The organism is Streptomyces sp. NPDC096012 (assembly GCF_040426375.1).
GTDB lineage: Bacteria > Actinomycetota > Actinomycetes > Streptomycetales > Streptomycetaceae > Streptomyces.
This window is the reverse complement of the sequence record NZ_JBEOTD010000024.1, coordinates 83,082-96,418: the sequence shown is the minus strand read 5'-3', so window position 1 is coordinate 96,418 and position 13,337 is coordinate 83,082. Positions and strand designations below refer to the sequence as shown.

The 13,337-nt window shown below is 74.7% G+C and carries 9 protein-coding genes; 8 read left to right on the top strand and 1 reads right to left on the bottom strand.

Translation table 11 applies throughout. The annotated features are described in order from the left end of the window. Positions 1 to 300 precede the first annotated feature (300 nt). Entirely contained in the window at positions 301 to 1,650 is a 1,350-nt protein-coding gene (locus ABVB68_RS22750) for a COG1470 family protein (protein WP_353602943.1), read from the bottom strand. A 183-nt stretch (positions 1,651 to 1,833) separates the two neighbouring features. Here ABVB68_RS22750 and ABVB68_RS22745 point away from each other — a divergent pair, with 183 nt between their 5' ends. The 8 genes from ABVB68_RS22745 to ABVB68_RS22710 all read left to right on the top strand — a co-directional run bounded on the left by ABVB68_RS22745 (position 1,834) and on the right by ABVB68_RS22710 (position 11,918). Further along, a complete protein-coding gene (locus ABVB68_RS22745) occupies positions 1,834 to 2,565 on the top strand; it encodes a helix-turn-helix transcriptional regulator (RefSeq protein ID WP_353602942.1) in 732 nt (243 codons plus the stop codon). Between the two features lie 142 nt (positions 2,566 to 2,707). After that, positions 2,708 to 5,890: a hypothetical protein gene (locus ABVB68_RS22740; protein WP_353602941.1), complete on the top strand. Its 3,183-nt coding sequence runs from the start codon at positions 2,708 to 2,710 to the stop codon at positions 5,888 to 5,890. Then, positions 5,887 to 6,591 carry a Pvc16 family protein gene (locus ABVB68_RS22735; protein ID WP_353602940.1) on the top strand — a complete coding sequence of 235 codons (705 nt, stop codon included), beginning with the start codon at positions 5,887 to 5,889 and terminating at the stop codon, positions 6,589 to 6,591. The genes ABVB68_RS22740 and ABVB68_RS22735 overlap by 4 nt, the downstream gene beginning before the upstream one ends. A gap of 257 nt (positions 6,592 to 6,848) precedes the next feature. Next, a complete protein-coding gene (locus ABVB68_RS22730) occupies positions 6,849 to 8,867 on the top strand; it encodes an ATP-binding protein (protein WP_353602971.1) in 2,019 nt (672 codons plus the stop codon). Between the two features lie 368 nt (positions 8,868 to 9,235). After that, positions 9,236 to 10,798 carry a phage tail sheath family protein gene (locus ABVB68_RS22725; protein ID WP_353602939.1) on the top strand — a complete coding sequence of 521 codons (1,563 nt, stop codon included), beginning with the start codon at positions 9,236 to 9,238 and terminating at the stop codon, positions 10,796 to 10,798. Between the two features lie 33 nt (positions 10,799 to 10,831). Further along, positions 10,832 to 11,272 (top strand): phage tail protein, encoded by a 441-nt coding sequence (locus tag ABVB68_RS22720; RefSeq protein ID WP_353602938.1) that lies wholly within the window; start codon positions 10,832 to 10,834, stop codon positions 11,270 to 11,272. After that, positions 11,269 to 11,763 carry a hypothetical protein gene (locus tag ABVB68_RS22715; protein ID WP_353602937.1) on the top strand — a complete coding sequence of 165 codons (495 nt, stop codon included), beginning with the start codon at positions 11,269 to 11,271 and terminating at the stop codon, positions 11,761 to 11,763. The genes ABVB68_RS22720 and ABVB68_RS22715 overlap by 4 nt, the downstream gene beginning before the upstream one ends. After that, entirely contained in the window at positions 11,760 to 11,918 is a 159-nt protein-coding gene (locus tag ABVB68_RS22710) for a DUF6760 family protein (RefSeq protein ID WP_353602936.1), read from the top strand. Before ABVB68_RS22715 ends, ABVB68_RS22710 begins: the two co-directional genes overlap by 4 nt. Positions 11,919 to 13,337 lie beyond the last annotated feature (1,419 nt).

The following is a 13,337-nucleotide window of genomic DNA, read 5'->3' as shown; positions in this document are numbered from 1 at the left end:
GGACTCGTGACCGGCACCGCCGCACGCTGCTGACGCTGCGTCAGCACACGGGCGGGGACCGGTCCGCGGTCTCCCGGGTGACCGGGGACGGGGACCGGTGCCGAACAGGCCATTCGTGTGCCGGTGTTACTCACGGTGCGGTCTGGTCACCGGTGCGGCCCCGGCCTGCCCGCACATGCGCTGCGGGCCGAACGGGGGCTAGAACGGCGGACGTTGTGCGTCATATCGGTTTTCGGACGGAGTGGAAGTCTCCTCTTCCCCTCACGCCACACCAAGGCGAACGATGTTCGAAAGGCCACGTCATCCGCCGAGGTCGCTGAGCACTCCACTCACGTTCAGAACCTCATGGCACCGCTGTGCCTGGCGGCCCGTGGCCGGTGTCCCGGGCTTCGCACAGTTCACCTGCACGGTGACGGTGGACTTCTCGGGGATCTTGATGGGAGTGACCCAGTGGTAGTCCTGATTGCGGAAGGTCTCGAGCGCGATGGTCGTGACCTTCCGGTCGCCGAAGGTGATGGTCATGACCCCCTCGTCGCCCTGGAAGTTGGCCACGACGATGTCCGTGACGCCGAAGACCTTGCCCTCGGGGACCACGTAGGTGCCGGTCCTGCTCCGCCCGCCGGACGTCTGGACGTCGATGGTGGCCGAGCTCTGCTGGCCGCCGCCGGCCGCGGTGCCGGCGCCGCCACCGGGGCCGCCGCCCCCGGTACCCGGCGAGGGGCTGCCGCCCTGGCCGCCCGGCTGGTCGGCCGTACCCCCGCCGGCGTCCTTGCCGGACCCGGTGCCCGGCGACCGCCCCTCCTGCCCGGCGGCGGGCGTGGGCCGCGGCCGGACCACCTCGTCGGCGGCCTCCTTGGCGGCACTGCGCACGGCGGGCCGGACCAGCGTGAACCAGGCCAGCAGCAGTGCGAGCAGGGCCGCGAGCAGTGCCAGCAGCCACTTCGGGAAGACCGGGATCTGGACGAACTCGGCTTCGAGCGGGGGCTGCACGACGGCGTCCGCCCGCCCCGGTTCCTCCGTCACCGTCGTGTCGGTGACGCGCACGGTGAACGGCCAGGCCAACGGGCTGCCGAACCAGACCGGTTTGCCGGTCCGCACCCGCAGCCGGGTCTCCGCGGACTCGCCCGCCTCCAGGGACAGTTCGGCGGGGGTGAACCGGAAGCGCAGTTCCTCGCCCGCCTGTTCCGGCGTGAAGGCGACCGGTGCCGGGCAGTTGCCCTCGTTGCGCACCGCAAGCCGGTAGCGGCCCCGCAGCCAGCCGCGCCGGCGGCGTGGGAGCACCTCGGCGCGCAGCTCGCGGAACTCCTCGATGTGCACCGTGGTCTCGGGCACGGTGACCGATTCGGGGTGCTCGGCCGGCAGCACCCGTACACCGAGCGGCACGTCGCCGGCCCGGACCTGTGGGGAGCGCGGCGGGGCGAGGCGGATGGTCACCGTCTCGGAGGTGCCGGGGTAGAGCGAGATCCGCTCGGGTTCCACGGTGGCCCAGGCGGCGCAGTCGCCGACGACCTCCAGGGTGTACGCCTCGACGATGTCGCTGTCGTTGCGGACGGTCAGACTGGTCGAGGCGGTACCACCCGGCGTCACCGTCACGGCCGGGATGTCGAGTCCGGGCGCTCCGGGACCGGAAGAGGCTGCAGATGGCGTCACGCCACGACGGTAGAACCGCGCCCGCGCCGCCACGAGAGGTGCGAGGGCAACACCCGGGCAGTCGGCGTGTCCCGAGCGGCCAATGTCAACTCCACTGATCGGCAGGTCAGTTGACCCACTTACAGCCCCACCGGCGGGCGCCTCCCCCCGACGCTGACCTCGTCCCACCGTCCGCCCCCCCTCATGAAACTGGAAACCGCCATGTCCGGCTCCGTGAAAGGGAACCCGGCCGTGACCGCCCTCGGCTCACCCGGTTCCTCCCCCTCCCCCTCTCCCTCCCCCGCCGTGCCCGCGCAGCGGGTGACCGTGGCCGTCTACGCGCAGGACCTGGTGCTGCGCATCGGTGTGGTCCATCAGCTGCGGCAGCGCCCCGAACTGGAACTGCTCCCCGACGCCGAGACGGAACGGGCGCGGACCTCGCTGGTGGTCGTCGACGCCGTCGACGACGAGGTGATAGCCCTGCTGCAGCGGTTGCAGCGCAACCCGGGCACCCGGACCGGCCTGGTGGTCGGCACGTTCGAGTCCGCCGCGCTGCAGCGGGTGATCGAGTGCGGGGTGTCCGCGGTGCTGCGGCGCACCGAGGCCGACCAGGACCGGCTGCTGCACCTGGTGCTCGCGCTCGCCAACGGCGAGGGGGTGCTGCCCGGCGATCTGCTGGGCAGGTTACTGACCCACGTCGGCGGCCTGCAGCGCTCCGCGCTCGATCCGCACGCGCTGTCCCTGTCCACGCTGACCGCCCGTGAGGCGGACATGCTGCGCCTGGTGTCGGAGGGGCTCGACACCTCGGAGATAGCGCAGAAGACCGCCTACTCCGAACGCACCGTCAAGAACGTGCTGCACGAGATCACCACACGGCTGCAGTTGCGCAACCGGGCCCACGCGGTCGGCTACGCGCTGCGCAACGGGCTCATCTGAGGACCGTCCGGTCACCCGGGCGCTGCCCGAAAGCGCAGTGGGCGCTTCCCCCGGTCCGGCCCCCGCCGCTGTTGTCGCGCACCAGGCGCGTACCGCACGGTGGCGGGGCACACCCAGACGTCCCGAGACTGCGAGGTGGACCGTGAACGGCACCGCTGGCCCCGGCGGACGGCGCCGGCTGGGGAGGTTCGGCGCGTCGTTGCTCCTGCTGGTGCCGCTGTTCGCGGTGACGGCCGCCTCGGGGCCGAGCAGCGCCGGCCCCCGGCCGGAGCCAACGGCCGCTCCCGCCACCCGGATCGTCTACGCGGGCACCGGACACCGCAGTCTCGGCCGGGTCGCCACCACCACCTCCAGCGACCCGCTGTTCGGGGCGGGCCCGGCGCACTACGACGTCCAGCCGTCGGCGCTGGGCGACACGACGGTGTTCGCCGGCCGCCGCGACGACAAGCACCCGCAGATCTACCTGCGGGCCGCCGACGGTTCGGTGCGCAAGCTGACCGACGGCCGGGACGCGGCCCACCCCCGGCTGACCCCGGACGGCGCGGCGGTGGTGTTCGACTCGGCGGAGCCGGGCGGCCCGGACGGCCGTACCCAGCGGGACCTGTGGCTGGTGCGCACCGACGGCACCGGCCTGACCCGGCTCACCGGCACGCCGTCCGACGAGGAGTGCCCGACCGTGTCGGCCGACGGCCGGCTCCTGGCGTACGCCGGGAACGGCGATCCCGCGGCCGGGGAGCAGATCTATGTGCGGCCGCTGGCCGGGGGCGCCGCGACCCGGGTCACCGGCACGCTCGGCGGCGCGGCCACGGAGCCCGTCTGGAACCCGGTGGACGACGCGGCGCACCGCGATCTCCTCGCCTACACGTTCACCGCCGACGCGGCGACGGGACCGCGGCTGCGGGTGACCGGCGGGGCGTCGGGGGACCAGCCGCTCCTCGCGGGCACGCAGGCTCAGTGGCGCACGCACGGGGCGGCCTGGCTGCCCGACGGGGAGGACGTGCTGTTCCTCAGTCCGGACCGCACCTGTGACTGCGAGGGCGACTGGGACCATGTGTTCCGGGTGCGCGAGCGGTCGGAGCAGACCCCGCAGCTGGTGCTCAGCGAGGACCGCGCGGTGGGCTCGCCCACCTGGGTCGGCCCGCTGGACGGCGGCTACGTGGTGGTGGACCGGATCTCGGCGGCCGGTCCGCACGAGGTGACGCTGCAGGACGTCCGGGCCGACGGCGCGGACCCCCGCGATCTCGGGCTGCCGATCCTGAACGAGGATCCGGCGGCCGACACCAACACCGATCCCGCCAAGGACCCGCTGTTCGATCCGGCACCGGGGTACGACCCGTGGACCGAGCGGCAGAACTACACGCCGGACGGCCGCCGTATCGTGGTCACCCGGTTCGAGGACGGCCCCGCCCGGCGGATCGAGCGGATCTGGACGGTGGACGCCGACGGCTCGAACCGGGCGCCGATGCCGCTCGCCGGACGCGGCCCGAACGACCGGGACACCGACCCCGCCTTCTCCCCCGACGGCAGGTACCTCGCCTTCACCCGGAACTCACCCGGCGGCGACTCCGCCCCGGATCGCGGGCGCATCCTGATCGCCGACGCCGCCACCGGCGCCATCGTGCACGAGATCGTGCCGCCGGCCGGGCAGCCGGCGGGCGGCGACGCCCAGCCCGCCTGGTCGTCCGACGGCACCACCCTCGCCTTCACCCGCAACGCGGTGATCGACGGCGGTGGCGGCAACAAGCACGTCTGGACCGCGCCCGTGAACGCCCTCGACCGGCAGCGCGACCTGAGCGCGGCGGTCTGCCCCGGCAACTGCGCCGTCATCGACGACAGTCCCGCGTTCTCCCCAGACGGCCGCTCCATCGCGTTCAACCGCAAGAACGGCGCCGGCCGCATCGACGAACGCAACGGCATCCTGCTCACCTCCGTGTCCGGCGACGACTGCCGGGTCCTGCTGCCCCACGCGGCCCGCGGCACGCCCGACGCCTGCCGGCGGGAACTGCCCGACACCTCCGCCACCGGCCCGCACCAGCCGCGCGACGCGGCCTGGACGGCGGACGGCACGGGCGTCGTCATCAGCTCCCGCAGCGGCCTGCCCGTCGACGCGCCCGAGAAACTGAGCGTGCTGGACGTGGCGAGCGGCCGGCTGTCGCCGCTCACCGGCGAACTGCCGGGGCGGCAGAAGGAGCCCGGTGTCCAGCAGTCGGTGGACCTCGCGGTGCGGGCCCCGGGCACGGTGCCCGCGGTCACCGTCGGCGCGTCCACCGACGTCCGCGTCGACGTCGTCAACCACGGGCCGGCCGCCTCACCGGGCACCCGCCTGACCGTCGCGCCGCCGGCCGGTGTGGACGTCACCGGGATCCGCCGGCCCGGCGGCGCCTGCGACGCCGCCTCCCTCCAGTGCGACCTCGGGGTGGTGCCGGCCGGCGCGACCGTACCGGTGACCGTGACGGTGACCGGCCTCGTCCCCGGCGACCGGCCCGTGGACTGGTCCGTCTCCGGCAGCGTCGTCGACCCGCGGCCCGGCGACAACGCCGGCCGGACCGTGGTGCCGGTGCGCGAGGCCGTCCCGCCGACCCCGCCCCCCAGCCCCACCCCGCCGACCCCGGCGCCTCCCACCCCGACCATGCCGGTGCCGCCCGTACCGCCCGTGCCGCCGGTGCCGCCCGCGCCGAAGGCCGGACCCGGGGTGCGGGTGGCCGCCCGGCCCGAACCCGGCTACGTCGGCGGCCGGGTGGTGGTCACCTACACCGTGCGCAACGGCCGCAACGCGCTGGCCACCGGGCTGCGGCTGCGCATCGGGCTGCCCGCCGGCATCCCGAACGCCGGACCGCCCGCGGGCTGCGACGCCTCATGGGTGTGCGCCCTGGGCGACCTGTCCCCGGGCGCGGGCACGGTCGTACGGGTGGTGCTGTCCCCCGACCGGGCACTGACCGGACGCGTCACCGGCGTCCTGACCACCACCGGTACGGACGCCGACCGGAGCGACAACACGGCACGCGCGAGGCTGCGGATCCTCCAGCCCCGGATCGTCGCCGTACCGCCGATCGGCAAGCCCGGCTTCGTCACCTCGGTGCGCGGCAAGGACTTCCCGCCGGGGGCGCCGGTGCGGTTCGCGTGGAGGCCGGGGATCACCGCGGCTGCGGCACCGACCGTGCCGAAGCCGGACGGCACGTTCGTCGGCCAGCTCCTCATCCTGACGAAGGACCAGACGGGACCGCGCACCATCACCGCGCGCGGCCCCGGGTTCTCGCCCGTGAAGACCCGCTTCCTGGTGGTGAACGGAAGCGTGCAGCCGCCCGACGAGGTGACCCGCCGGTGATCCACGAGGTCGATGAAGCGCTGCGCGGCCTGCTCGGCGAGTCCGGGCTGGAGGCCTCCGGCGTGGAGGTCGCCTTCGACGCCCCCACGCGCGACTGGGCGGCGCGCCGCAACGCCCCCACGGTCTGCCTGTTCCTGTACGACATCCGGGAGGACGCCACCCGGCGTGGCAGCGGCGCCGGAGAGGTCCACGACGCGGACGGGTACGTGGTGGCGCGGCGCAGCCCGCCCCGCTGGTTCGAGTTGACGTACCTGGTCACGGCGTGGGCGAGCCGCCCGCAGGACGAGCACCGGCTGCTGTCGCAGGTGCTGGCGACGCTGGTGGCCGCCGACACGCTGCCCGCGCGGCTGCTGACGGGCACGCTCGCCGAACTCGGCCTGAGCGTGGTTCTGGACACCGCCGGGGCCACGCTCAACGCGCCGGCCGCCGCCGACGTGTGGTCGGCGCTCGGCGGGGAGCTGAAGGCCTCGCTCGGCGTGCGGGTGCTCGCGCCGCTGGCCGGGGTGAGCAAGGCCGCGGCGCCACCGGTGACCGAGGGGCTCGTGATCCGCTCCGCCGCCCGGCAGCCCGACGGCGACCCGGTGCCGGGGCGCCGGCTGCGGTACGAGGGGGTGAACGACCCGGGCCCCGACGGCTTCGCCGGTCCACGCGAGCGCCGCCCCGCCCCCGCCCGCCGTCGCCGAGGAGACCGACAGCCATGACCCACCCCACGCGAACCGGCACCCCCGGCGCCGCCCACCCGGACCCCTCGGGCACGCCGGGCCCCACCGACACCTCGGACAGACCGGACATCACCAACACCCCTGGCTCCAACGGCACTTCCGGCACACCGGGAAGCACCGACCCTCTCGGCGCGGCCCGCGACAGCGCCACCGCCGTCCGCTTCGCGGGCAGCCCGGGTGATCCCGGCGGCGGCGCGGGGGGCGGGGGCGTGGATGCCCTGTGGTCGCGGCTGCGGATGGTCGAGGAGCGGGTGCGGCACGCGGTGGCGGCCCGCCGTGCCGGCGACCCCGACCCCGACGACCCCTACCGGGGCCAGTACCTGGCCCCGGAGGCGGTGGAACGGATCCTGGAGGGGAGCGGCGGCCTCGACGTGCCGGGGTACGAGCCGCTGCCGCCGCCCGCCGGTTCCGTGCTCGGCACGCTCGCCGAGCGGTTCGGCCTGACGCCGCTGGACACCGATCTGCTGCTGGTCGCCCTCGCGCCGGATCTGGACCCCCGCTTCGAGCGGCTCTACGGCTATCTGAATGACGACCTGACCCGCCGTCGCCCGACCGTCGGGCTGGCCCTGGAGCTGTGCGGCCTCGCGGCGGCGTCGGCCGCCCGGTTCCGCCTCTCCCCCGGAGCACCGCTGGTCGCGGGCGGTCTCGTGGAGGTGACCGAACCGGACCGGCCGCCGCTGTCGCGGGTGCTGGCCGTCCCCGACCGGGTCACCGCGCACCTGCTGGGCGCCGCCGAGCCGGACGCCCGGCTCACCCAGGTGATCGGCGAGGCAGGCGAGGATCCCACGGCGGAGGCGGCGGACGTCCTCCGGGCGGCCGGCGCGGCCCGCTCCGGCACGGGCCTGGTACATCTGCTGAGCCGCGGCGGCGACGCCCCGGGCCTCGCCGCCGCGGCCCTGCGCGCGGCCGGCCTGCGCCCGCTCGTCCTGGACGCGGCGGCACTCGCCCGGCGCTCCGGCGACGTGCCCGCGCTCGCCCGGGTGGCGGCGCTGGAGGCCCGGCTGACCGGAGCCGGCGTCATCCTCGGCCCGCTGGAGTCCCTGCCCGCGGAACCCGGCGAACGGTCCCGCCGTATCGGCGAGTTGTGCTCGGCCCTGCGCGGCACACCGCTGTTCGTGTACGGCACGGAGAGCTGGGACACGACGTGGGCGGCCGACACCCCGGTCGTCCTGCCGGTGCCCCCGCCCTCTCCCGCGCGGCAGGCCGCGCGCTGGCGGCACGCCCTCGACCGGGCCGGCGCCGACGGCATCACCCCCGATGCCGTGGCCGGGCTCGCCCGGGCGGTCGCCGCACACCGCCTCGACGGCGGACAGTTGCGCCGCGCCGCCGCGGCGGCGGTACGCGGCGCCGCGCTGGCGGACCGCCCGGTCACTGCCGACGATCTGCGCTCCGCCGTACGGGCGCAGAACGGCGCGGGCCTCGCCCGGCTGGCCCGCAGGGTGGAGCCGGGTGTCGGCTGGGACGACCTGGTGCTGTCCGCGCCGACCCGGCGCAGACTGCGCGAACTCGCCGTCCGCGCCCGCCATCGCGAGCAGGTCCTCGGCCAGTGGCGGATGCGCCCGGGCGGCGGCCGGGGGCGCGGCGTGATCGCGCTGTTCGCGGGCGAGTCGGGCACCGGCAAGACCATGTCCGCCGAGGTGGTCGCCGCGGACCTCGGCATGGATCTGTACGTGGTCGACCTGTCCACGGTCGTCGACAAGTACGTCGGTGAGACCGAGAAGAACCTGGAACGCATCTTCACCGAGGCGTCCGCGGTCAACGCGGTACTGCTGTTCGACGAGGCCGACGCGATCTTCGGCAAGCGCTCGGAGGTCAAGGACGCGCACGACCGGCACGCCAACATCGAGTCGGCGTATCTGCTGCAGCGCATGGAGTCGTTCGACGGGATCGCCGTGCTGACCACGAATCTCCGGGCCAACCTGGACGAGGCGTTCACCCGGCGGCTCGACGTGGTCGCCGACTTCCCGGTGCCCGACGCCACGGAGCGGCTGGCCCTGTGGGACCGGTGCCTGGGTGAGCGTCTGCCGCGGGCCGGCGACGTGGATCTCGGGTTCTGCGCGGACCGCTTCGAGCTGGCCGGCGGCTCGATCCGGGCCTGCGCGGTGACCGCCGCATATCTGGCGGCGGAGTCCGCCGAGCCGCTCACCATGCGGCAGTTGATGACGGCGGTGGCCCGGGAGTACCGCAAGCTCGGCCGGCTGGTCCTGGAGAGCGAGTTCGGGCCGTGGACGCGGGAGGCGCTGACCGCGGGCTGAGGGTTGCCCCGCACGGCCCCCGCACGGCAGCGCGGGTGGCCGGCGCCGGGGCGGAGCACCGCCGCAGACCCGTGCGGGCGCGCGGGACGGCACCCGGAACGCTGCCGCGCATCCCGTGCGGGCGGTGCCGGACGGCCACCCCCGAGGACACCCGCGGCCCCCGTGCGGGCGGCGCCGGACCGCCACCCCGAGGGCACCCGCGGGCGGCGCCGGACGGCCGGGCGGGGCGACCGTACGGTCCTCGCGGGCGTCCGGAAAGGCAGCGTGATTGCCCCCGGCGAGGTCCGCCCGCCCCTGTCGCCGGCCCGGACGGGCCTCGGAGACTCGGCATCGACGCAGGTGATCCGAAGGAACACGAAGGAGCGAGCATGCCGACGTACCTCACCCCGGGCGTGTACGTGGAGGAGGTGCAGTCCGGTGCCCGCCCGATCGAGGGGGTCGGCACCGCCGTCGCCGCGTTCGTCGGGTTCGCCCAGACCGGGCCGTTCCACGAGCCGACCCTGGTGACCAACTGGGACCAGTACACCCAGCTGTTCGGTGGCTTCACCGAGGGAACCTTTCTGGCGCACGCCGTGTACGGCTACTTCTCCAACGGCGGCGGCGCGGCCTACGTGGTGCGGATCGGCGGGTCCGCCGAGGACTCCGCCGCCCCGGCGGCCGGCAACGGCCGGCCCTCCCGGGAGACCCGGGCGGTCGACCCCGTGGCGCTCGGCGGGTTCCTGATCGCGGCCCGCCCCGGTGTCACCGGGGTGTCCGTGGAGATCGCCGATCCGGACGGCGAGAACCCGCCCGAGGACCGCTTCAAGCTGCTGGTCCGCCAGGGCGACCAGGTGGCCGAGACGTACGACGTCTCCACCCGCAAGAACGTCAAGGGGTACGTGGTCGGCCAGGTCCGTGCCTCGAAGCTGATCGAGGTCACCGAGCAGCGCGACACCGCCCAGGTCCGCCCCGCCGCCCAGACCGTCGCCGTACCGGACGCCCCGGCGTCGCCCGCGGCGCCCGCCTCCGGCGAAGTGGCCCGGCTCGACCCGGCCGAGTACGTCGGCGACGCCTCGGCCCGGACCGGGTTCTCCGGCCTGGAGGCCATCGACGAGATCACCATGGTCGCGGTCCCGGACCTGATGGGCGCCTACCAGCGCGGCGACATCGACGCCGAAGGGGTGCGCACGGTACAGCTCGCGGTGATCTCCCACTGCGAGCAGATGGGCGACCGCGTGGCGGTCCTCGACACCCCGCCCGGGCTCACCGCGCAGCAGGTGCGGAACTGGCGCAACGACGAAGCGGGTTACGACTCGCGCTACGCCACCGTCTACTACCCGTGGGTGCGGGTCTTCGACCCGGCGGCCGGCCGCAACACCTCGATCCCGCCGAGCGGGCACATCGCCGGTGTGTGGGCGCGCAGCGACGCGGAGCGCGGGGTCCACAAGGCGCCCGCCAACGAGGTGATCCGGGGTGCGGTGGACCTGGAGGTCCGGCTCAGCAAGGGCGAGCAGGACCTGCTCAACCCGATCGGCGTGAACTGCGTACGGGCCTTCCCCGGCCGCGGCATCCGGGTGTGGGGCGCCCGCACCCTGTCCTCGGACCCGGCCTGGCGCTATCTGAACGTCCGGCGTCTGTTCAACTACCTCGAAGAGTCGATCCTGCTGGGCACCCAGTGGGTGGTCTTCGAGCCGAACGACGACCGGCTGTGGTCGAGCATCCGCCGCAACGTCACCGCGTTCCTCAGCGAGGAGTGGCGGCGGGGCGCGCTCTTCGGCCGCACCGCCGACGAGGCGTTCTACGTCAAGTGCGACCGCGACAACAACCCGCAGGCCTCCATCGACCAGGGCCGGGTGGTCTGTGAGATCGGCGTCTCCCCGGTCAAGCCCGCCGAGTTCGTGGTGTTCCGGCTGGCCCAGTTCTCCGACAGCACCAGCCTCATCGACGAGTGACCCCCGGGTCGGCAGGAAAGGTGACGGACAGTCATGGCAACGGGCGATGCGCTTTCCACCCACGTCTTCGGCGTACAGCTCGGCGGGTACCTCGTCGAGTCGATCCAGGAGATCAGCGGTCTGACCGTCGAGGAGGAGGTCGTCGAGGTCAAGCAGGTCAGCGCCGAGGGCAAGCAGATCATCCGCAAGCAGCCCGGCGCCCGGCAGGCCGGTGAGATCACGATCACCAGGGGACTCGACCAGAGCAGCGAGTTCACCAAATGGATCAAGGAGACGCTGAACAACGGCGCCGTGAACTCCGCACGGCAGAACCTCACCATCGAGATCAAGGACTCCGAGGGCAACACGGTCCGCCGTATCCAGCTGATGCAGGGCTGGGCCTCCAAGTGGGAGGGCCCGTCGCTGAAGGCGGGCGAGTCCTCCCCGGCCACCGAGTCCGTCACGATCGTGTTCGAGGAGATCGTGGTCGAATGAGGCGCCGTACGGTGACGGCGGGCAGCCTGGAGGAGATCCTCGAGGTGACGGCGCCCGCCTCCGCATCCGAGCAGCAGCCGCAGGCATCGGCCGGCCGACCCGCGGCCCGCCAGGAGCACGGGCTGCGCACGGAGTTCGAGTTCGAGCTGCCCCGCGGGTACGTGGACGAGGAGGGCACCGTGCACCGGCACGGCGCGATGCGCCTCGCGACCGCGCGGGACGAACTGCGGCCGCAGATCGACCTTCGGGTCAAGGAGAATCCGGCCTACCTGAGCGTGGTGCTGCTGAGCCAGGTGATCACCCGGATCGGCAGCGTCACCGACGTGCACGCCGGGGTCGTGGAACGGATGTACGCCACCGACGTGGCGTTCCTCCAGGACTTCTACCGCCGTGTCAACAGCGAGGGGCACACCCGCGCAGCGGTGACCTGTCCGCACTGCGAGGGCGCCTTCGAGGTGGACCTCTCGGGTGGGCGCCTGGGGGAATCGTGACGTACGCGCTCCCCCGGCTCCGGGAGGAAATCGCGTACGTCGCCTACCACTTCCACTGGCAGCGCGAGGAGATCCTCGACCTCACCCACGCCGAGCGCCTGCAGTGGGTGTCCGAGATCGCCCGCATCAACACCCGCGTGAACGAGGGTGGTTGACCTCATGGCATGGTGGGGCGTACGGCGCCGCCGGATCACCGCGGGTGCGGGCGGGTCCGGTGTGGGCGGGTCGGGTGCCACTGGTGCGGCTGCGGGCGGTACTGCTGCGGGCGGTGCGGCTGGGGGTGTTACGACCGGGGCCGGTAGGGGCACTGCGGCCGGGGCCGGCACGGGCGGTGCGGCTGCGTCCGGTACGGCTGCGTCCGGTACGGCCGGGGCCGGTGTGGCCGGATCCGGTTCGGTCGGGCCCGGTCATGTCGGTTCCGGTTCCGGTTCCGGGAGTGTGTTCGGATCCGGTGCCGGGAGTGCCTCCGGTTCCGGGGCCGCCGGAGCGGGGGCAGCGGGTTCGACCGTGCCGCGGGACTGGGACGGCGGCTGGCGCCACAGCCCGCCGCCGGTACTGACCGTGGCCCGTGCGCCGCTCGGCGTCAGCGACGGGCTCGCCTTCCGTTCGGGCCTCGCCTCCTGGCAGAACCCCTCCTTCGACGCGGGCCTCGGCCATGCGCTGCTGTCCTCCGCCCCGGCCGGCCTGGTCCACGGCATGACCCGCCCGGCCGGACCGCGCGCCCCGCGTGCCGACGGCGGCGGGCCCTTGCTGCTGCGACCGCCTCGTCCGGACGCCCCGGACGCCGCCGAGGCCGGCACCGCGGCCGACGCGGGAGGGTCGCCCGACTCGCCCGGGCCCCGATTGCAGCGCCGGTCACGGGCGGCGGTGACACCGAAGGCGGAACCCGCCGCGGGGGCCGTACCCCGACTCCCGCTGGTACGACGGATCGCCGTCGTACCGGACTCCACCACCGGCGGCCCCGGCGGCCCCGTGGCACCCGGCGGGTCAGGGGGGCCGGGCGACGGCACGTCCGGCCGCCGTACGGCACCCGGAGCCGGGACCGGCACCCGGCCGGGGACCGAGCGGAAGGGACCTGCGTCCTCGGACGGGGTGGTCCAACGTGCCACCGCACCGGCCGACTCGGCCCGGCACGAGCACGCCGGCGCCGTCCGCCCGCGCCCGCTCGGCCCCGCGCTGACCGTGGCCCGGCGGACACCTGGACCACCGCGCCGGATCGCGGCACTGCGGCCCGCCGGCCTGCCGGGCGCGGTTCTCCAGACGGCCCCGCTCCCGGACACCGGCCCGGCACCGAAGCCGGGCACCAGCACCAGCACCAGCACCGCAGCCCAAAGCGGCCCGGGGGCCGCGTCCCAGGTGCAGCGATCCGCGGCTACGGCGCGCCCCGGCGGTCGCCCACCTCTGGGCGAGCCGATCAGCGAACTGCCGTCGACCGCAAGGCTGTTGAATCCGAACGGACCAGACGCGGGCGATCCCACCGGCGGCCGCCCCACGGCAGGGGCAGGCCCGGCGCTGCCGATCCTCCAGCGCCGGGCGGACGGCACCGGTACCGCGTCGAGCCCCCATGCCGGAGG